Below are 20,992 nucleotides of genomic sequence, written 5' to 3'. Positions count from 1 at the left end.
AGGTCCCCACAGCCGATGTACTCCCCTGGGATGGGCAGGTAGGCCAGTACCTCCTCGCCGACCTTCTCAGAGGACTTGTAGGCCCATGTGGCCAGGTCCCTGAGCTCGTTGGCGAAGGTGTAGCGCGCCACCTCGTCGTCCAGGGTGGCCTCGCCCCCCTGCATGATGGCCTGCATGTAGTTCATCACCGCCTCGTTGTGCGCCTGTTCCTCCTCGTCGGTGCGCTTTTTCAGGTAGGTGGCGAGCACCGGCTCGATGTCCGCCGCCTCCAGCTCCGCCAGCTCCGTCTTGCCGGAGCCCTCCAATGCCCTGTCATAGAACTTCTCCATCTTCATCATTGTGAAGTCCCTTTGGTCCAGGGGCATCACCTCGTCCAGATAGGAGTCGATGAAGGCGTGCACGTTCACCTCGGTGGCCGAGGGGGTATCGGTCCTGGGAAGGATCACGTCCAGGGTGGTGGCCAGGGCCTGTCCCTGTCCCTTGTCCAAAAAGCCGGGCGTCCATTCCGCATAGGCCGGTTTGTCCTTGCAGCCCTGGAGCAGGCTTAACAGTGTGGGGGTCGCCACGGCGTAGCCGAAGGCCATCCCCATGTTCTTGAGTGCTGATCTTCTTTCCATTAGATGTTTCCTTTTTTGAGTTCCTGGGCGGCATGGTTGGCGGCCCTTGCGGTGAATGCCATGTAGGTGAGCGAGGGGTTCACGCAGCTGGCAGAGGCCATGAAGGCCCCATCGGTCACGTAGACGTTCTTGCAGGTGTGCACCTGGTTGTTCCCGTTCACCACCGAGGTCTTGGGATCGAGGCCCATACGGGCCGTGCCCATCTCATGGATACCCAAACCGAGGGCGTAAGGAGCATCGTAAGGAGTAATGTCCTTGGCTCCCGCTTTTTCCAACATTTGGACTGCTTGATCCTGCATGTCTTTACGCATGTTGTATTCGTTCTCCCTGATTTCCGCGTCGAAGGTAACGGTGGGAAGTCCCCACTTGTCCTTCTTGTCGTAATCAAGGGTCATCTTGTTATCGTGGTAGGGTAGCGTTTCTCCAAAAGCAAGCATGTTCATGGTCCATCCGCCTGGTGTAAGGACAGCATCCTTGTATCCTTGACCGTAGGTTGCTTCAGCCACCATTTCTTCATAATTGCCCCTGCTGGCACCACCTTGGTACCCGTAACCCCGTTTGAAGGTCTTCATGTCGGAATCGCCACCGAGGTTCCTGAACCTTGGGATGTAGATCCCGTTCGGCTTCCTTCCCTTGTAGTATTTGTCCTCGTATCCATCGAATTTGCCACTGGCACCTACCAAGAAGTGGTGATCCATAACGTTATGTCCCAATTCTCCCGAATCGTTCCCCAATCCGTTAGGGAACCTGTCCGATCTGGATTGCATCAAAATGGAAGTGGAAGCTATCGCGGAGGCGCAAAGGAAGATGACCTTCGCCTTGAACTCGAACTCCTCCTTGGTCTCCCTGTCGATCACCTTGACGCCCGTTGCTTTTTGGGTGTTGGGGTCATAAATGATTTCGTGAACGATAGAATCTGGTCTCAATGTCATGTTTCCAGTTCTCTCTGCTGCAGGTAACGTTGAGGAAACACTGCTGAAGTAGGCCCCGAAAGGACATCCACGGATACATCGGTTCCTGAACTGGCAGCGCACTCGGCCATCACCCTCGAATTTCTTGTCACTGTTGATGTGGGCCACCCTTCCTGCAGTGATCACACGACCACCAAAATGCTCGGCAACCTTGCCTCTTACCATATCTTCCACGCAATTGAGTTCCATCATGGGCTCGAACTGCCCATCGGGCAATTGCGGTAGGCCCAACAATTCTCCTGATACACCGATATAGCTTTCCACCTTGTCGTACCAAGGGGCGATGTCCTTGTAGCGCACGGGCCAGTCCACGGCGATACCATCATTCTTGTTGGCGCCGAAGTCGATATCGCTCCAGCGGTAGCTATGGCGGCCCCACATGATGGAGCGTCCGCCCACATGGTAACCACGCATCCAATCGAAACGCTTTACCTCGTTATAGGGATGTTCCAGATCGTTTACGAACCAATGCTTGGAAGCGGCACTGGTAGTATAACCTGTTCTGGATTGCTTTTCCTGTTTTTTTATATCTTCTCTAGTGGCTCTACCGGCATGGGGGAAATCCCAGGCGTCCATATTGGCCGTTGGATAGTCCTCGCGGTGCTTTACCATGGGCCCACGTTCCAAGACCAGTGTCTTGAGACCGTTCTCGCAGAGCTCCTTGGCGGCCCAACCGCCACTGATGCCCGTTCCCACCACGATGGCATCGTAGGATTCCTGCTCCTCGTTGTAATAAAATTTACTCATTTATTCGGATTGTTTATTTGCTAAATGTATTAATTATTAAATTAATTTTCTACATTTAAACCCTATGTTTATTGAGAATTCAGTACTATAACGTTATAGTTTTTGAATACCATGTGAAATTAATCAACCTAAGAATATGAACAGAAGAAGTTTAGCTCAAAACAGTATTTTGACCCTTGTTGCAGTAGCCTTGTTCGGGTTTTTGTCCTGCAAACAAAACCCAAAAAAAGAAGCTGCTGATGAAACAGCAACAGAAGAGATGGCCATGGAAGAAGCCAAGCCCGATATCAAAATATCGCTGGCCCAGTGGTCCATCCATAAAATGATTTTTGATGATGGTGTGGACCCCTATACCTTTGCCGAGAAAGCAAGCAAATGGGGTTTTGAAGGACTGGAATATGTGAGTGCCCTATATTACAAGGAATTGCAAGCAGCCAATTTTTCGGAAGAAGCCATGAACAATTGGGTAGCCAAGAGTAAGGCCGAAAGTGAAAAATATGGTTTGGAAAATCTGCTTATTATGGTAGATGGGCAGGGAAATCTTGCTGCCGTAGATGCAAACGAAAGGAAGGAGGCCGCAGAAAACCATCACAAATGGGTAGATGCCGCCGCAGCTTTGGGATGCCATTCCATTCGTGTGAACCTGAACGGAACCCATGACCCCGAAGAATGGGTGCCAGCGTCTGTTGATGGCCTTACCCAGTTGGCTACTTATGCCAAGGACAAGGGAATCAATGTGATCATTGAAAACCACGGTGGTCCATCCTCCAATGCAAAGTTGTTGGCCGAGGTAATGGAAAAAGTGGGTATGGACAATGTAGGTACCCTGCCTGATTTCGGCAATTTCTGTATCAAAAGGGAAGCGGGGGATTACTACGAATCCAAATGTGTGGAAGAGTATGACCGATACAAAGGTGTGGAGGAATTAATGCCCTATGCCAAAGGGGTAAGTGGTAAATCCTATGATTTTGATGCAGAGGGCAACGAAACCACCATCGATTTTGCCAAAATGATCAAGATTATGGAGGATGCCGGTTATTCAGGATATATTGATGTGGAATATGAAGGCAATGTGCTGAGTGAGGAAGAAGGTATCTTGGCCACCAAAAGATTGATAGAAAAAGTACTAGAATAACCCAAATGATTTGAGGGTATATGAAGGGATTTTTGCACCAGCTCTTCGATTACAATTTTTATTGTAACAAAAAAATAATCCAACAATGCAGTGCGCTGGAGAGCGTTCCGGAGAACTGCGAACGGCTTTTCAGCCACATATTGAATGCCCACCATATCTGGAACCACAGGTTGTTGGGCATTCCTAATACATATGGTGTATGGGAAATGCACGCAATCGATAAATGGGAAGATATCCATTATGAGAATCAGCGCGCCTCTTTTGAAATTATCTCCAATACCGATAATTTTGAAAAACGGGTGGGGTATGAGAACAGTGAGGGTAGGAGCTTTGCCAACGAGACAAAGGATATCCTTTTTCATATCATCAACCACTCCACACACCACAGGGGCCAGATCATGATGGAACTCCGCAAAGCCGGAGTGGTGCCCGAGCCTTTGGACTATGTACATTATAAACGATAACTACTAACTAATACTTACATGAATATTAAAACCAAATTTCAACTGTCCTTCATGATGTTCCTAGAATTCTTTATCTGGGGCGGTTGGTTCGTTACCTTGGGAACTTTTTTGGGGACCAATCTTAAGGCAAGCGGGGGTGAGATTGCCCAAGCCTTTTCAACCCAATCATGGGGGGCCATCATTGCTCCTTTCATTATTGGATTGATAGCCGATAGGTATTTTAATGCAGAACGTATCCTAGGGGTGCTTCATTTGATCGGGGCATTTTTGATGTACCAAATGTATCAGACTACAGATTTTTCAGTGTTCTACCCTTATGTATTGGGATACATGATTCTTTATATGCCCACCTTGGCCTTGGTGAACTCCATTTCGTTCAACCAAATGAAAGATCCTGCCAAGGAATTTTCACCCATTAGGGTATTTGGAACCATCGGTTGGATCATTGCCGGTTTGGTAATCAGTTATGTGTTCCTATGGGATTCCCCAGAAAGCCTTGAAGCAGGAATGTTGAAGAATACCTTTTTGATGGTTGCCATTGCATCGGCTATTTTGGGCCTCTTTAGTTTTACATTGCCCAAGACCCCACCAAGGGTGGATAAAAGCGAAAAAGTTACTATCTCAGATGTGTTGGGATTGGATGCATTGAAACTTTTGAAGGACAAGAATTTCTTGGTGTTTTTCATTTCATCCGTTTTGATCTGTATTCCGCTGGCTTTTTATTATCAAAATGCCAACCCATTTTTGACGGAAATCGGATTGAACAACCCAACCGGTAAAATGACCATTGGTCAAGCTTCAGAAGTGCTTTTCATGTTGTTGTTGCCGTTGTTCTTCACCAAGTTTGGGTTTAAAAAGACCATTTTGGTAGGGATGTTGGCCTGGACCGTGCGCTATCTTCTGTTCGCTTATGGCAATGCAGGAGATCTGGCCTTTATGTTGATTTTGGGTATTGCCCTTCATGGAGTTTGCTACGACTTCTTCTTTGTGTCCGGTCAGATTTATACCGATACCAAAGCAGGGGAAAAATATAAGAGTGCCGCCCAAGGTCTCATTACATTGGCCACCTATGGTGTGGGTATGTTGATCGGTTTCTGGATTGCGGGACAGATCACCGATTCGTTGCTGTTGGAAGACGGAACACATACCTGGGAGAAAATTTGGGTTTATCCAGCAGCATTCGCGGCAGCTGTATTCATCCTGTTCGCCATTATCTTCAAAAATGAAAAAATAGAATATAAATCATAACTAAAACAAAAACATGCCGAAAAAGATCAGACTTGGAATTCTTGGAGGAGGTGGCGATTCCCTAATCGGGGTATTGCACCGAGTAGCTTCCTTCATCAATGACAATTATGAAATAGTCGGGGCCGTCTTCAACCCGAATTTTGAGGACAACTTGGATTTTGCAAAGCAGATTGATGTACCCACCAATCGAATCTACAAGGATTTTGACACCTTGGTGGAAGAGGAGATGAAACTTCCAGAGGATGAGCGTATTCAGGTATGCTCCATTCTTACGCCTAACTTTTTGCATTTTCCCATGGCCAAAAAATTGTTGGAAAATGGGTTCCACGTCATTTGTGAAAAACCCATGACCACTACCTATGAAGAAGCCATCATTTTGCAGGAAACCTTGGAAAAGGCAGGCACCGTGTTTGCCGTTACCCATACTTATACCGGGTACCCGATGGTGCGCCAAATGAGGGAAATGATCAAAGAAGGGGTAATTGGTAAAGTCCACAAAGTAGATGCCCAATACTATCAGGGTTGGATGAACCCTATCATTCACGATAAGGAAAAACGTGGAACCGTTTGGAGGCTTGATCCCAAAAAAGCTGGGATCAGCTCTTGTATGGGGGATATTGGGGTACATGCCTTCAACATGATCGAGTTTACCACAGGTTTGCAAGTGCAATCTCTTTTGTGCGATTTCAATTACCTATATGATGACAACCAAATGGACATGGATGGAACCGTTCTCATTCGCATGGAGAAACATGTAAAGGGAGTCATTAGGGCCAGTCAAGTGGCTACAGGGGAGGAGAATAACCTTTCCATTGCCATTTACGGTCAAAAAGGAGGATTGAAATGGGAACAGGAAAATCCCAATTACCTCTACAAGTTGAACGATCCAGAGCCGCTTCAGGTATACAAACCGGGTCACCAATACAATTCCAAACTGTCATTGGATGGTACCAAATTGCCACCGGGCCACCCCGAAGGTATTTTTGATGCCATGGCCAATATTTATTTGGGTGTTGCCAAAGCCATTCGAGGCGAAGCCTACAACAGTGGTGAATTCCCGACCATGTTGGACGGGGTTCGCGGACTCAACTTTATCGAAAGTTCCGTGGCTTCCCACAAACAAGGAAATATTTGGATCGATATGGATTAAATTCCATCAAACCATAATAGAAATGGCTGCCAATGGCAGCCATTATTTTTTGTAGAGCATTTCAAACTCTTCGAACACCACGATCATACTTTCGGTAGGTCTTGAACCCAATTGCGTAAGCTCACGGGTATAGTAATCCCAGTGGGTCTTTTTCCAATACTCCAAGCTTTTGTCGCCTTCCCCTTCCTTTCGGGCATGTTCCTCCCGAACACTGAAATAAGGGATTAGTTTTACGGCTGTTGTCCGTATCACACACTTGGCATTTCCGTTCCAGTCCGTAACCACGTAAAAGTCCCCGATCTTGGGCAATTTTTCATTGCGTAGCTGCAAACCTTTCAACGAATGGGTGGTTGCCCTTTTGGTTTCCTTGCAGACAAGGTCGGCACATTCGTTGGCATCTTTTTCATTATCGCAAAAGTGGATGACCTTTGGAGCTTCCTGGGAGGCAAATTCCAGATGGGCGTCCAAAAAATCACCCCAAAGATTTCGGGCAGAGGCATTTTCCATAAGTAGTATTTAAAAAAACGATATGCTGTTTTAATTGTTAATGAATCCCTATATTTATGTCTTACTACATGAGACGTAAAATTAGCATAGTTTTTTTCTTAAATATAGAAGATAAATCCCAAATAAATCAGGATTTAAAAATTCCTAAAAATCAATTTCAATGAAGACAATCAAAGGACCGGCTGTTTTTTTAGCTCAATTTGTAGACAGCCAACCGCCGTTCAATTCTTTGGACGGACTTTGCAAATGGGCCTCCAGCTTAGGGTACAAGGGTATACAGATCCCGACATGGGAATCGTTTCTCATCGATTTGGACAAAGCTGCCGAAAGTCAGGATTATTGCGATGAACTTAAGGGAAAGATCAATTCCTATGGATTGGAGATCACAGAGCTTTCCACCCACTTGCAAGGACAACTGGTAGCGGTACACCCGGCCTACGATATCATGTTCGACAATTTTGCGCCCGATGCCCTTAAGGGCAAACCTAAGGAACGTACCCAATGGGCCATTGAAACGGTAAAAAAGGCAGCCACTGCCAGTAGAAGATTGGGGCTCAATGCCCATGCCACGTTTTCTGGGGCATTGCTTTGGCACACCGCACACCCATGGCCGCAACGCCCGCCCGGACTGGTAGAAATGGGGTTTGAGGAACTCGCAAACAGGTGGATGCCCATCCTGAACCATTTTGACAAAGAAGGCGTGGATGTCTGTTACGAGATCCACCCAGGGGAAGACTTGCATGATGGGGACACCTTTGAACGCTTTTTGGCTGCAACGGGCAACCACAAGCGGGTAAACATCCTTTATGATCCAAGTCATTTTGTATTGCAGCAATTGGATTATATCGAATACATCGACTTTTACCACGAGTTCATCAAGGCATTCCACGTGAAGGACTCCGAGTTTAACCCAACAGGTAAGAAAGGGGCTTTTGGAGGCTACAATGATTGGGGAGATAGGGCCGGAAGGTATCGTTCCCTGGGAGATGGTCAGATTGATTTCAAGACCATTTTTTCCAAACTTACCCAATACGGATGCGATGTGTGGGCCGTAATGGAATGGGAATGCTGCATCAAGAGCCCGGAACAAGGAGCCCGAGAAGGGGCCAAATTTATACAGGACCATATCATCGAGGCCACTACCAAGACCTTTGATGATTTTGCTGGAGCAGAAATAGATAAAAATCAACTAAAACGAATTCTAGGATTATGAAAAAACCAATTTTATTGGCCGTAATGGCCCTGACCTTTGCATGCAAGGAAAAGCCAAAAGAGAATACCGAAGCTACCGAGGAAGAAGTGGCAGAGGTGGTAGAGACACCTGAGTGGACAGTACTTTTTGACGGATCGTCTTTTGATGGTTGGCATTTTTACAATGATGGCGCCGTTACCGAGCCATGGAAAATTGAGGATGGAGCCATGGTACTCTACCCGCCTGAGTCCAGACCTGAGGGGGCAAATTACAATCTGGTGACCGATAAGGAGTTCACCGATTTTGTATTGACCTTGGAATGGAAGATTGCCGAAGGTGGAAACAGTGGCATCTTTTGGGGCGTTGTAGAGGATGAAAAGTATGGGGAGCCCTATTTAACAGGGCCAGAGGTACAGGTTTTGGACGATGAAAGACACCCTGATGCCAAGAACGGTACCGATCGTTTGGCCGGGTCGTTATACGATATGGTATCGCCTTCGGAAAAGGTGGTTAAACCTGCTGGGGAATGGAATGCCGTGGAAATCATGGTCAACCATAAAACCAATGAAGGTTATGTAAAACTCAATGGAACCAAAATTGTTGAATTCCCTGTAGAGGGTGAGGGTTGGGACCAATTGGTGGCCAACTCCAAGTTTGCCGACTGGGAAGCTTTCGGAGCTTTTAAAACAGGTAAGATAGGTCTTCAAGACCATGGTAATATGGTATCGTTCAGGGATATTAAGATAAAAGAGCTTTAAGATGACAAAATTAAAATTTACCCTTTTGGCCATGGGTATGTCCATGGGTCTATACATGTCGGCACAAGAAGTGGAGCCAACAACACCAGAGGAAACAGAATTTTATGAACCTGTTCCACCAAAGGTGGTTCCAGGTACAAATGGAGCTGCACCCAGCGATGCCATTGTCCTTTTTGATGGTTCAAATCTTGACAATTGGATAAGTACAAAGGATAGCACGGCAGCTAAATGGACCTTGAACAAGGATGGTAGCATGACCGTGAACAATAGAACAGGAGACATACAGACCAAACAGAATTTTGGTAGTATGCAACTTCATATTGAATGGAAATCCCCAGCAGAGGTGAATGGAGATGGCCAACACAGGGCCAATAGTGGTGTATTTCTTTCAGGAATGTATGAGATACAGGTGTTGGACAACAACAATAACGACACCTATGTGAATGGTCAAGTAGGTTCCATTTACAAACAGCATGTACCTTTGGCCATGGCATCTGTCCCAACCGGGGAATGGAACACCTACGATGTCATTTACCATGCACCCGTGTTCGAGAAAGGCCAAAAAGTGAAATCAGGAACCATTACGTTGATTCAGAACGGCGTGCTGATCCAGGATAATGTAGAAATCAAGGGGACCACACCTTATGTAGGCTGGCCAAAGAACCCTGTACATGGAAAAGGACCGTTAAAGCTCCAGGATCATGGTGATAATAGCCGGGTAAGCTATAGAAATATCTGGGTAAGGGAACTGAAATAGTTCGGTGACCGTTCCCACCAATTAAGCATCGCCAAAGGGCCAAAAGCAATTTTGGTTACCTTTGGCGAAATTTATTCTACTATATGATTCAATCCATGACAGGCTTTGGGAAGCACGTAGTACAGCTTCCTTCCAAAAAAATAACCATTGAGCTTAAATCGCTCAACAGTAAAAGTTTGGACATCAATGCTCGAATTCCACAATCCTATAGGGAAAAGGAGTTGGAACTGCGCAAGATGATTGCCGACGCTTTGATACGGGGGAAGGTGGATTTTGGGCTTTATGTGGAAATTACAGGGGAAGAGACCACGGCCGAAGTCAACCAAGGAGTAGTCAAAAAATACATGGAGCAATTGGGAAAAATTGCCAAAGGTGACGATATCAAACTATTGGAGTTGGCCCTTCGTATGCCCGACACCCTAAAAACGGACAAAGACGACATCAATGAAGCCGAATATGAATCGATCATAAAGGCCATGAAAGAAGCCCTTTCCGAGATAGTGAATTTCAGGAACGAAGAGGGAAAGGTGCTGGAACAGGATTTTGTGGATAGGATAGCAACCTTGAACAATTTGTTGGAAAAGGTAAACGCCATGGACCCTGAACGATTGGGAACCGTGCGGGAACGCTTGGAACGTGCGGTGGCCGACCTTCAAATTGAATTGGACGACAACCGTTTTGAACAAGAGTTGATCTATTATCTGGAAAAATACGACATTACGGAAGAAAAGGTGCGTTTGGCCAATCACCTGAATTATTTTGAGACTACCTTAAAATCCAACGATTCCAATGGAAAAAAATTGGGATTCATTGCACAGGAAATGGGAAGGGAGATCAATACCATTGGTTCTAAGGCCAATTATGCCCCCATGCAACAATTGGTGGTGCAAATGAAGGACGAATTGGAAAAGATCAAGGAACAAATGCTCAATGTGTTATGACGGAAGGAGGAAAACTCATCATATTTTCGGCCCCGTCCGGAAGTGGAAAGACCACTATCGTTCAGCACTTGTTGAAACAACCCGAACTCAATTTGGCCTTTTCCGTATCCGCGACTTCAAGGCCTCGAAGGGGCAAGGAAAAGCACGGGGTCAATTACTACTTTATGTCGGTTTCCGAGTTTAAGCGACATATCAAGAACGAGGATTTTTTGGAGTGGGAAGAAGTGTATCGCGATAATTTTTATGGCACGTTGAAGAGTGAGGTGGAACGCCTTTGGGCCGAAGGGAAAAATGTGATCTTTGATATTGATGTGGTGGGCGGTCTTCGGATCAAGAAAAAATTCCCGGATAAGACCTTGGCCGTTTTTGTAAAACCACCCAGTGTGGACGAGCTGAAGATCAGATTGAAGAAACGCAGCACCGAAAGCGACGATAAAATCAATATGAGGATTGCCAAGGCTTCCGTAGAACTTGCCACGGCACCGCAGTTTGATAAGATCATCAAAAATTATGATTTGGATGTGGCTTTGAACGAGGCACACCGATTGGTCGCCGAATATGTCGGGACCAAGATACCGGATTCAAAAGACGAGTAATACATGAAAAAGGTAGGGCTCTTTTTCGGAACTTTCAACCCTATACACATCGGTCACTTGGTCATAGCGAACCATATGGTGGAGTTTTCCGATCTGGATGAGGTTTGGTTCGTCATCACCCCACAAAGTCCTTTTAAGACCAAGCAATCGCTTCTGGATGACCATCACAGGTATCAAATGGTATACGAAGCAGTACAGGACTATCCCAAATTAAAACCGAGTACCATTGAGTTCGATCTTCCCCAGCCTAATTATACCGTGGATACCTTGGTGCATCTGGAGGAAAAATATGGGAAAGACCATCATTTTTCGTTGATCATGGGCGAGGACAACCTGAAGAGTTTCCATAAATGGAAAAATTACGAGGCCATTTTGGAACTTCACCACATTTATGTGTACCCAAGGGTTTCCCATAGTGAAGTGGAACATCAGTTTACGGACCATCCCAAGATTATCAAAGTAGATGCCCCCATCATGGAAATTTCCTCCACTTTTATCCGAAAGGCACACTATCAGGGTAAAAATATCCGTCCATTACTTCCCTATGCTGTTTGGAAATATATGGACGAGATGAATTTTTATCGATAGGAATTATTCCATCTTTGCCGAAACCACCCCTACCATACTGTCCGCAGTACCATAATACAGGAACCAAGTTCCTTTATAGAACACCAATCCCTCCAAAAAAGTAGTGCCATCTACATATTGGCCAGATTTTTCAAAAGGAAGTTCAGGTTTGATGAAGGGTTCATCCGTGCGATCGAGCATCTTCCAAGGTTCGTTGGCATCAAAAAGTGCCTGTCCTCCAGTGTAGACCCGATTGCCCAAATCTTTCACCCCAACGTTTTGGGAGTTTCCTGCATTATACAGCACCACAATGCCTTTTTCTGTAATAATTGGAGGTGGGCCCGCTTCCACCAACCACGAATCAAAATAGCCGGGCCTAGGGCTTAAAACAGGGGCAAGTTTGTCCTCATGGGTTTCCAAGGGTTCCCAATTGATAAGATCAGTCGAGCTGGCCAGCCAAATATGGGGCACGCCATAATACATCCAATACTTGCCATGAATCTTGGCAGCGACCAACTTTCCGTTTTTAAGCTCGGTGACGATCGCCCCGGACTTGGTCTCTCGATCCAAATACAGGCCATTCCTATGGTTTTTAAATACTGGGCCATGCTTTTCCCAGTGGATAAGGTCTTTGGAAGTAGCGACCGCTAATTTGGGGACCTCACGGTTCCATTGGGTATAGGTCAACACGTAAAGGCCATCTTCCGTTTGAACGATCCGCGGATCTTCCGTGCCCCCGGGCCATTCATTGTGTTTTTGGCCATCCTCATTGGGATAATACACCGGACTTGGTCTTTTGGAAAAATGGGATCCATCAATGGAAGTAGCCATACCGATGCGAGATCGGTGACCGCCAATTTCCTTTTCGCCCAATTTTTCCTCTGCTCGGTATAATACCATAATGGAATCATCTTTGACAATGGCAGCCGGGTTAAATGTAGCCATGGATTCCCAGTGCGCAACAGTATGGGTAATGGGATCAGTAAAGACAGAGGCTTCGTCTTTCTGGAGTACAGGTTGCGCATTCGTGGGACGCACAAATGGACCCAACATCCAACTTTTTTCCTTGGTCTGGGCCAAAAGGGCCGATGATACCAAGCAAAAAGAAAACAGTAACGGGAATTTTATTTTCATTTGGAAATTTTTTCAAGGGTATCGGTACCCAAATACGTATTGTCCTTGTTGACGTACCACGCTCTGGTCTTCGGCATTTTTATACCGTTGATTTCTTCAATACCTTGGAGCAGGATATATTCCCCATCATTTTTGCTTTCGTCATGGTAAAACTGGTAAACTTCCATGGCAAAGGTATTCGGATCAAAATAGAAATACCATTCATCACTGCCTACTTCCGCATCATATGTGACGTTCAACACCAAATATTCCTTGCCTTTAAAGGTCTTTTTCTGAACCTTGGGATCTAGATGGGTGCCGGGGTCTTTCAATTTCATGGGAAGCCCGTAAAGGTAAGTGTAGTAATCTTTCATAAAAGTGCCACGATTACAGTCCAATCGAAATTTCTTGGCATCCTCCTCGGAGATTTCATCGCTACCGTTCAGGCTGATCTCACAGGAACCATCCTTTATTTTATAGGTATAGGTATCATCCCCTTGTTCTACATCCAAGATGAATACATTATGGGGAAAATCCACGGAAATGGTACTGGTGCGTTTTGGTTTTTCCGGAGTGGTCATTACCACCTCGAATGAAGTATTTAGACCTGCCCAATTGCCGTGGGGATCGTGGAACGATATGGCGTTATCCAATACCTGACGGGCTGTAAGCTGTGCCTTGACCCCATGGACCGAAGCGACGGCCACAACAAGGGAAGCGAGAAAAAATCTTTTCATATCAAACTAATGTGATAGGAAAGATAACACTTTATTTGTTTTCGATCTTGGCTGGGGTAATGGTGCTGTCATGCTCGGCATAATACAGTTCCAAAAGGTCCATCATGGCCGTGATCAAGTCTTTGCTCTCCATTAAAATAGAGAAATAAAGGGTAGTGTTCTTGGGGCTGGATTCCTCGGTCCTTGTCCTGGAAACCTGACGATCGATTTTTTGGGAAACCATATCGTAAAGCTCCTGTTTGGTATTCAAGATGGCCCCAATTTGTTGGAAAGATCGCTCCTCGAACGCTTTTTGGGTCTTGTTAAAGACTTCCTCAAGTTTTTGGTCGATTTCCTTAAGTTCCTTGATTTGGTTGTACTTGAGCTTTTTATGATTGTTGTTCACGTGATTAAAGCTCACTTTCCCAATATATTCCAATGATTGGGACATATCATTCAAATGGCCCATGGCATTGAGATAAAAATTACTGGCCCCAACATGGGCTTCATCCAAATTCTTGATGAAGTAGAACGTATGGTTCCTTAAATCGTCAATCTCCTCGGATAGTTTGTTGCCCTGTTTTTTGTTTCTTTTCAAGGAATCCAAATCTTGTTTGGCAAGACCATTTATGGAATTGGAATAGATTCTGTTGCTTCTCTTTACCACGTTGGCAATATTGGCTGCACTCTCCTCGATCACACCTTGTATGGAACTGCTCTCCGCACGACGCAAACTGTCCTCGGCCTTTATTTCTTTCGATTTTTTGTTGTGCGACATATAATTGCGGAGCAAAATGGCCGCTGCGGCCACAAGCATCAACGCAAGTGCTATAAATTTACCCATGAACAAGATATAGGCTATTATGGCAGAGGCAATAAAGGCACTAAGCGCTGTAAAGAACCAACCACCGATAACGTTCAATACCCCAGCGACCCTGTAAACGGCACTTTCAGCTCCCCAAGCCCTATCCGCCAAAGAAGTTCCCATGGCCACCATAAAGGTCACATACGTGGTGGACAAAGGCAATTTCATGGATGTGGCAAGCGAAATAAGGATACTGGCCACCATCAGGTTTACCGAAGCACGCACCAAGTCAAATGCGGGCATGTCCTGTACCTTGCTTTTTGGTACATAGGTATAGGGAATCACAAATTGTTTGTCTATCCTACTCTGTAATGCCGGTGGAATAATTTTTGAAAGGGTTTCAAACGCGGCAATACTTAACTTTACAATTTGACGGGATAGGTAATTGGGCTGGAAACGCTCATCTCCTTCGTCCTGTCTTGCAAGATCCACACTGGTTTTGACCACACCTTTGGCCTTGGATGAAAACCAGAGCGTGAGAATCATCACGGCCCCGGACAGCAATAACAAAAGCGTAGGGGTTCGTACCGCGGCGGAAAGACCACCCATATTGAAATCAGCAGGCGGGATACCGGATACCTGCCAATCCTGATAAGACTGCAATGCTGCAATCGGTACCCCGATGAAGTTGACCAGGTCATTCCCGGCAAAGGCCATGGCCAATGCAAAGGTCCCGAAACCAATGACCATTTTGTATATGTTCACTTTCCCCATTGTGGCCAATAGGTACGAACTCACGGTCCAAAAAGCAAAATTGCCCAACAGAAAAAGTTCCGGCTGGGTCGCCACAAAATCGGAGATGACACCATTAAACAGCGCAGCACTCTTCAATCCTTTCACCAAGATGAAATATACGATGGCCGTAATGGCCAAACCACCAAAAATGGACTCGATCCATTTTGTTTTCGATTTAAAATCAAAAGAGATCCACACCCTGGAAACGAACTGCACCAAGGCTCCGACCGTGAATGCGATGAACACTGAGAGCAGTATGCCAAAGATGATTTCGGCAGCCTTGTCGGTATTGATATAAGTGGCCAAGTCGGCGAAACCTCCTTCAGTCTTGGCAATCTTGAAAAGTGAAATGGCAACCGAAGCACCCAATAACTCAAATACGATGGAAACGGTCGTGGAGGTTGGCATTCCCAAGGTGTTGAAAAAGTCCAAAAGCAGGATATCGGTGATCATGACCGCCATGAATATGAACATGATCTCTTCAAAAACGAACTCACCTGGGTTAAAAATCCCTTTTCTTGCCACTTCCATCATCCCACTGGATGAAACGGCACCAAAGGCAATCCCAATACTGGCAACTATCATGATGGTCTTAAAGGACAATGCCTTGGAGCCAATAGCTGAGTTTAAGAAGTTAACGGCATCATTGCTAACACCGACCACCAAATCGGTTATTGCCAAAACTCCAAGAGCAACAACCATGAAAATGTAGATATTCTCCCCCATTCTTTCAGAAATATGACAAAAATGCCACTATAAATCCGCAATCAGGTTAACAAAATGTTACCAAATACTCCTTTAAAAATATCAATATTTTCCATGCGGAAAGCATAGGTTCTTCTTTTAATATATCTTCGCCACAAATGATTACACCATGAACTGGGAACGGTTACTTTCTTTAAAACGCCACGGAGATACTGCAAAACGATTGCGAAAAGAACAGAACGAGACCCGTTTGGGCTTTGAAGTGGACTATGATCGTGTCATTTTCTCGTCCGCATTTCGCAGCCTGCAAGACAAGACGCAGGTAATCCCCATGCCCATAAGCGTTGGGTCCAATAAAGATTTTGTGCACACACGCCTCACCCATAGTTTGGAGGTTTCCGTGGTTGGCCGAAGCTTGGGTAGGATTGCCGGACAAGAAATATTGACCAAATATCCTTCGTTGTCTGAAGTGCACGGGTACCATTTCAATGATTTCGGGGCCATTGTGGCCGCTGCGGCCCTGGCACATGATATTGGCAATCCCCCCTTTGGACATAGTGGGGAAAAAGCGATCGGAAATTTTTTCAAGCATGGAGCAGGAGCAAAATACAGGGAGGTCCTATCAGTGGAAGAATACCAAGACCTTATCGATTTTGAAGGCAATGCCAATGGTTTTAAGTTGTTGACGGAATCTAGGGGTGGTGTTCCGGGCGGTCTCAGGTTGAGTTATGCCACTTTGGGAGCGTTCATGAAATATCCGAAAGCTTCGTTGCCCAAAAAACCGTCTAAACATATTGCCGATAAGAAGTTCGGGTATTTCCAATCCGAAAAGGATTTTTTCATGGAAGTAGCCAATGAGATAGGGTTACTTTCCAATCCGTACAATCCTGGAACAGGGTTCTTCAGACATCCGTTGACGTATTTGGTGGAAGCTGCGGATGACATCTGCTATACCATTATCGACTTTGAGGATGGCATCAATTTAGGTTTGGTTCCCGAAGAGTATGCCTTGGAATATCTGATCAATTTGGTGAAGGCGAACATCAACACCAAAAAGTACAATGCCATGACCAATTCCAGTGATCGATTGAGTTACCTAAGGGCTTTGGCCATCAATACATTGATCCAGGATGCGGTCGATGTGTTTGTGCAAAACGAGGACAAGATCATGCAAGGGGAGTTTGATGCCGCTTTGTTGGACAAAGGAAAATACCAGGCCCAGGTTGAGGATATCATTAAGTTGAGCGTGGACAAAATCTATCAATCAAGCGAAGTGGTAGATAAGGAACTGGCGGGGTACAGGATCATCTCCGACTTATTGGAAATGTATACTTCGGCGCTCATCAATGCCAAACAAGGACATGCAACCAATTATGACAAATTGCTGATCAAAAGCCTGCCGGAAATCTATCGGGATACCGAAACATCGATTTATAAAATCCTGTTGGACACCAGTTGTTTTGTGGGCAGTCTTTCGGACAGTGCCGCAGTGCACATCCATGATAAACTTACTGGAAGAAAGGTCTAAAAATTGTAAATAATTCCGAGTCCCAATAATTGTTTGAACTGGATTCTGGAGATGCCGGGGTCTATTACATTGCCCTCATCATCAACCACTTCATCAAACTTGATGTCATTGTCAAAAATGAGATGGGTCCCAATACTGGCATTGATGTGGTCATTGACCTTTAGGTTAAAGTTCACCTCCCAATCCACGTCGATGTTCCCGAAACTTCGCACGTAATCCGTATATAGGTTTATCCGATGGTTCATCAACACATTTTTCATCACCTCCTTCTCCCAGGTGTTCGTGATGAGAAAACCGAGTTCCAAAAACACATTTTCCCCTTTGTCCACACCAAAGGCACCTTGATTGGACAGTGCTTCATCCATAACAAAGGTAGATTTCATGGTGGCTGGTGAAATGTAAAGGTTGAACTTGTCGTTTGCAGGGATGTACGAAGTACCCATACCTATATAGAGATACCCCGGAGACATGAACCGTGAGATGGGATTGTCCCGATCTGGATATTTGAAACCGTTGGAAAACTGGGTGTTGAAATTGGCCTTTACGGAATAGTACCAACTGGTGATGGTGTCTTTCCTAAAACTGATGGTGGAAGAAAGCCTGATCTGGTCGTCCGTTTTTCTGAGTTTTCTCCCTTCTTGGGCATTGAGCCCATATCGCAGCTGCGCTTCGTTGTTCCAGTTGAGATATCGGAACTTATAGTTACGGGCGAAGTTGAAACTTGCCAAGGCGGAAACCGAATTATCACCCCCCGCATTCCAGTTTACAAAGGAAACCTCGTTGATGTTGAGGCCAAACTGGTTGACTTTTTTCCAAAAAGAAGTGGGTTCAAAACGCTTGTACCATTTGCGTAGCGGTTTTACCCGGTTCAGAACGGCCCTCGGATCCGTGAGTTTGGCACTCCTGGGCAGGTATTTCAATTTTACATCCTTGATGCGAACAATCTTGAAACCGGCATTTACACTGTCCGGTTCAAATACTTTCAGTCGGGTTATTTGTGCACTTGCAGAAAAGGAAACGGTAAGGAAGAGAATCAGAAAACAAGTTATCCGCATTGGTCTAGGGGGTTGATTGTATGTAAGAAAACAGGGCATCAAAATCCATACCAGCCAGTTTTTGGGTCTCGGGGATTGTTCCATGTTCAACAAACCGATCGGGAACACCAAAAATTTTAACAGGTTTGGAAAACCCTTCTTCATTTGCAAATTCAAGTACCGCAGATCCAAATCCTCCCATTTTACATCCATCTTCCAAGGTGATTATCTGCTCATGTTTTTCAAAAATAGTACGTAGTGTGCTTTTGTCCAATGGTTTTACGAACCTCATATCAAAATGGCCCACTTCTTCAGGCTTGTCCAAAGCACCGATTAAATCTTCCACTTCATTTCCCAAATGGCCAATGGAAAGGATGGCTAACTTGGAACCTTCTTTTAAACATCTGGCGGTTCCGATTTCAATCCTTTCGAACTTATTTCGCCAATCAAGGTTTACCCCACGACCCCTTGGATAGCGGATGGCAATGGGGCCATCAAGTCCTAACTGGGCGGTGTACATGATATTTCTCAGTTCCATTTCATTCATGGGGGCAAAGACCACCATATTGGGAATGCATCTTAGGTATGCGATATCAAAGACACCGTGATGCGTGGGGCCATCCTGGCCTACCAGTCCGGCACGGTCCAAACAAAAGATCACAGGGAGTTTTTGAAGTGCGACATCATGGATGACCTGATCATAGGCCCGTTGCAAAAAAGTGGAATAAATGTTACAAAAAGGAATCAATCCTTGGGTCGCCATCCCTGCAGCCAAGGTAACGGCATGTTGTTCGGCTATGCCAACGTCGAACGCCCTATCCGGCATTTTATCCATCATGAATTTTAACGAACTTCCTGTTGGCATGGCTGGGGTGATGCCCACAATCTTGTTGTTCTTCTCCGCCAGTTCTACCAAGGTATGGCCGAAAACATCTTGGTATTTGGGAGGTTCTGCACCGTTGGATTTTTTTATCCGTTCCCCGGTACGTTTGTCAAATTTTCCCGGAGCATGGTATACCACTTGGTCCTCCTCTGCTTTTTTGAGGCCTTTGCCCTTGGTGGTGATAATATGCAACAATTTGGGGCCTGATACTTTTTTTAACCGTTCAAGTTCACCAACAAGCGTTTTTACGTCATGCCCCTCCATGGGTCCTGAGTAGTTGAGGTTGAGGCATTCGAAGATGTTCTCGTCCTTGGCGGTCCCAGCTTTTACATTGGTGAGGTATTTCTTCAGTGCCCCGACACTAGGGTCGATGCCGATGGCATTATCGTTCAAAATGATGAGGGCATTCACATTGGTGACCCCCAAATGGTTCAATCCTTCAAAGGCCATGCCGCTGGCAATGGAGGCATCGCCGACCACAGCCACATGTTGCCTGTCGGTATCACCTTTCAATTTAGAAGCCATTGCCATACCCAAAATAGCGGATATGGCGGTTGAGCTGTGTCCTGTTCCAAAATCATCATAAACACTTTCGCTGCGTTTCGGAAAACCGCTGATGCCCCCTAACTGTCGATTGGTGTCGAATATTTCCTTTCTGCCCGTCAAGATCTTATGCCCGTAAGCCTGATGGCCCACATCCCAGATGAGTTTATCGTTCGGGGTGTCGAACACATAGTGCAGGGCAATGGTCAATTCCACAACTCCTAAACTGGCCCCTAGATGACCTTCTTTTGTGGAAACTATGTCGATGATAAATTCCCGAAGTTCCTGGGCAAGTCGGGGCAGCTCATCCAAGGTTAATTTTTTGAGGTCGGCGGGGGAATTGATATGTGATAGCAATGTTTCCAATGGACAAAAAACAAAAGTACCGATTCTCTCCAAAATTTTTTTATGCGTAGCTTAGCCATGTCTTCAAAATTTTGAAAATTATCGTGGAAAATCCGTTCGATGACACCTATTTCATGAAAAAAGCCTTGCAAGAGGCCGAAATCGCATTCGAAAATGGCGAGGTTCCTGTGGGTGCCGTGGTGGTAGTGAACAATAGGATCATTGGAAGGGCACACAACCTTACGGAGCGATTAAAGGATGTTACGGCCCATGCCGAAATGCAGGCCATTACGGCAGCATCCAATTTTTTGGGAGGAAAATATCTTCATGGCTGTACCCTCTATGTTACCTTAGAGCCCTGCCAGATGTGCGCGGGTGCCCTGTACTGGAGCCAAATTTCGAAAGTGGTATATGGGGCTGCCGATCTGGAGCGTGGTTTTAATGTTGTGGGGGGACATCTGCATCCCAAGACCGAAGTGGTCAGCGGAATATTGGAAAATGAGGCGTCCGAATTGTTAAAAAGGTTCTTTATCCAGAGAAGGAACCTCAATTAAACAAAAAACCCTGGCAGCGCCAGGGTCCTAAAACAAATCAAAATAAAATATTGTTATCCGATTACCTTCACTTTGGAAGCAACCACACCTTTTCTTCCGTCTTCTTCTGTGTATTCTACTTTGTCACCTTCGTTCAGTTCCACTCCGTTCAATGCCGTAACATGAACGAAAATGTCTTTTCCTGTTTCGTCGTTGGTAATGAAACCATAACCTTTGGAGTCATTGAAAAATTTTACTGTACCAGTCATTAAAAAAAAATAAAATGTTAAAGTACGAATGTAGGATTTTTTATGGCCCGTTGGATGAATTGAAGATTAAATC

The 20,992-nt window shown here is 45.5% G+C and carries 21 protein-coding genes; 12 read left to right on the top strand and 9 right to left on the bottom strand.

Features of this window, described 5'->3' with window-relative positions:
• Positions 1-617, bottom strand: a 617-nt coding sequence (locus D2V05_RS04400; RefSeq protein ID WP_147378227.1) for a gluconate 2-dehydrogenase subunit 3 family protein, incomplete at its 3' end; no start/stop codon positions are given.
• Positions 617-2,335 (bottom strand): GMC oxidoreductase, encoded by a 1,719-nt coding sequence (locus tag D2V05_RS04395; protein ID WP_119646319.1) that lies wholly within the window; start codon positions 2,333-2,335, stop codon positions 617-619. The genes D2V05_RS04400 and D2V05_RS04395, both read right to left, overlap by 1 nt.
• 136 nt (positions 2,336-2,471) lie before the next feature.
• On the opposite strand from D2V05_RS04395, the gene D2V05_RS04390 reads away from it, so the two are divergent.
• Genes D2V05_RS04390 through D2V05_RS04375 form a run of 4 tightly spaced genes read left to right on the top strand, consistent with a single transcriptional unit; the run spans position 2,472 to position 6,332 of the window.
• Positions 2,472-3,470 (top strand): sugar phosphate isomerase/epimerase family protein, encoded by a 999-nt coding sequence (locus tag D2V05_RS04390; protein ID WP_119646318.1) that lies wholly within the window; start codon positions 2,472-2,474, stop codon positions 3,468-3,470.
• A 20-nt stretch (positions 3,471-3,490) separates the two neighbouring features.
• Positions 3,491-3,934, top strand: a complete 444-nt coding sequence (locus D2V05_RS04385; protein WP_119646317.1) for a DinB family protein — start codon at positions 3,491-3,493, stop codon at positions 3,932-3,934.
• Positions 3,935-3,952: 18 nt separating this feature from the next.
• Positions 3,953-5,182 (top strand): nucleoside permease, encoded by a 1,230-nt coding sequence (locus D2V05_RS04380; protein ID WP_119646316.1) that lies wholly within the window; start codon positions 3,953-3,955, stop codon positions 5,180-5,182.
• A 13-nt stretch (positions 5,183-5,195) separates the two neighbouring features.
• The gene (locus D2V05_RS04375; protein ID WP_119646315.1) at positions 5,196-6,332 is read left to right on the top strand and encodes a Gfo/Idh/MocA family protein; all 1,137 of its coding nucleotides are present in this window, start codon (positions 5,196-5,198) and stop codon (positions 6,330-6,332) included.
• A 42-nt stretch (positions 6,333-6,374) separates the two neighbouring features.
• On the opposite strand, the gene D2V05_RS04370 is transcribed toward D2V05_RS04375, so the two are convergent.
• The gene (locus D2V05_RS04370) at positions 6,375-6,839 is read right to left on the bottom strand and encodes an ASCH domain-containing protein (RefSeq protein ID WP_119646314.1); all 465 of its coding nucleotides are present in this window, start codon (positions 6,837-6,839) and stop codon (positions 6,375-6,377) included.
• A 160-nt stretch (positions 6,840-6,999) separates the two neighbouring features.
• On the opposite strand from D2V05_RS04370, the gene D2V05_RS04365 reads away from it, so the two are divergent.
• The 6 genes from D2V05_RS04365 (at position 7,000) to nadD (ending at position 11,671) form a co-directional block, all read left to right on the top strand.
• Entirely contained in the window at positions 7,000-8,052 is a 1,053-nt protein-coding gene (locus tag D2V05_RS04365; protein ID WP_119646313.1) for a sugar phosphate isomerase/epimerase family protein, read from the top strand.
• Positions 8,049-8,789: a 3-keto-disaccharide hydrolase gene (locus D2V05_RS04360; protein ID WP_119646312.1), complete on the top strand. Its 741-nt coding sequence runs from the start codon at positions 8,049-8,051 to the stop codon at positions 8,787-8,789. The genes D2V05_RS04365 and D2V05_RS04360 overlap by 4 nt, the downstream gene beginning before the upstream one ends.
• Positions 8,790-8,820: 31 nt before the next feature.
• Positions 8,821-9,546, top strand: a complete 726-nt coding sequence (locus tag D2V05_RS04355; protein ID WP_417935669.1) for a 3-keto-disaccharide hydrolase — start codon at positions 8,821-8,823, stop codon at positions 9,544-9,546.
• A gap of 83 nt (positions 9,547-9,629) precedes the next feature.
• On the top strand, positions 9,630-10,487 hold the full coding sequence (locus D2V05_RS04350; RefSeq protein ID WP_119646310.1) for a YicC/YloC family endoribonuclease: 858 nt from the start codon (positions 9,630-9,632) through the stop codon (positions 10,485-10,487).
• Entirely contained in the window at positions 10,484-11,083 is a 600-nt protein-coding gene (gmk, locus tag D2V05_RS04345; RefSeq protein WP_119646309.1) for a guanylate kinase, read from the top strand. Before D2V05_RS04350 ends, gmk begins: the two co-directional genes overlap by 4 nt.
• A gap of 3 nt (positions 11,084-11,086) precedes the next feature.
• The gene (gene nadD, locus D2V05_RS04340; protein WP_119646308.1) at positions 11,087-11,671 is read left to right on the top strand and encodes a nicotinate (nicotinamide) nucleotide adenylyltransferase; all 585 of its coding nucleotides are present in this window, start codon (positions 11,087-11,089) and stop codon (positions 11,669-11,671) included.
• A gap of 3 nt (positions 11,672-11,674) precedes the next feature.
• Here the strand turns inward: nadD and D2V05_RS04335 are convergent, their stop codons facing one another.
• The 3 genes from D2V05_RS04335 to D2V05_RS04325 are packed head-to-tail and all read right to left on the bottom strand — an operon-like array spanning position 11,675 to position 15,805.
• Entirely contained in the window at positions 11,675-12,784 is a 1,110-nt protein-coding gene (locus tag D2V05_RS04335) for a glycoside hydrolase family 130 protein (protein ID WP_119646307.1), read from the bottom strand.
• Positions 12,781-13,500, bottom strand: a complete 720-nt coding sequence (locus D2V05_RS04330) for a DUF6503 family protein (protein WP_119646306.1) — start codon at positions 13,498-13,500, stop codon at positions 12,781-12,783. The genes D2V05_RS04335 and D2V05_RS04330 overlap by 4 nt, the downstream gene beginning before the upstream one ends.
• A 31-nt stretch (positions 13,501-13,531) precedes the next feature.
• Positions 13,532-15,805, bottom strand: coding sequence for an inorganic phosphate transporter (locus D2V05_RS04325; protein WP_119646305.1), 2,274 nt, complete (start codon positions 15,803-15,805; stop codon positions 13,532-13,534).
• Positions 15,806-15,953: 148 nt separating this feature from the next.
• Here D2V05_RS04325 and dgt point away from each other — a divergent pair, with 148 nt between their 5' ends.
• Positions 15,954-17,312, top strand: coding sequence for a dGTP triphosphohydrolase (gene dgt / locus D2V05_RS04320; RefSeq protein ID WP_119646304.1), 1,359 nt, complete (start codon positions 15,954-15,956; stop codon positions 17,310-17,312).
• Here dgt and D2V05_RS04315 read toward each other — a convergent pair.
• Together D2V05_RS04315 and dxs are read right to left on the bottom strand one after the other, a co-directional pair.
• On the bottom strand, positions 17,309-18,367 hold the full coding sequence (locus D2V05_RS04315) for a DUF3078 domain-containing protein (RefSeq protein WP_119646303.1): 1,059 nt from the start codon (positions 18,365-18,367) through the stop codon (positions 17,309-17,311). The genes dgt and D2V05_RS04315 overlap by 4 nt on opposite strands.
• A gap of 4 nt (positions 18,368-18,371) precedes the next feature.
• On the bottom strand, positions 18,372-20,138 hold the full coding sequence (gene dxs, locus D2V05_RS04310) for a 1-deoxy-D-xylulose-5-phosphate synthase (RefSeq protein ID WP_119646327.1): 1,767 nt from the start codon (positions 20,136-20,138) through the stop codon (positions 18,372-18,374).
• A gap of 83 nt (positions 20,139-20,221) precedes the next feature.
• On the opposite strand from dxs, the gene D2V05_RS04305 reads away from it, so the two are divergent.
• Positions 20,222-20,671, top strand: a complete 450-nt coding sequence (locus tag D2V05_RS04305) for a nucleoside deaminase (RefSeq protein WP_119646326.1) — start codon at positions 20,222-20,224, stop codon at positions 20,669-20,671.
• A 53-nt stretch (positions 20,672-20,724) separates the two neighbouring features.
• On the opposite strand, the gene D2V05_RS04300 is transcribed toward D2V05_RS04305, so the two are convergent.
• Positions 20,725-20,919: a cold-shock protein gene (locus D2V05_RS04300; RefSeq protein WP_119646302.1), complete on the bottom strand. Its 195-nt coding sequence runs from the start codon at positions 20,917-20,919 to the stop codon at positions 20,725-20,727.
• Positions 20,920-20,992 lie beyond the last annotated feature (73 nt).

The sequence above is a fragment of the Flagellimonas pelagia genome (assembly GCF_003584135.1).
Lineage (GTDB): Bacteria > Bacteroidota > Bacteroidia > Flavobacteriales > Flavobacteriaceae > Flagellimonas > Flagellimonas pelagia.
This window is presented reverse-complemented; position numbering and strand designations above follow the sequence as displayed.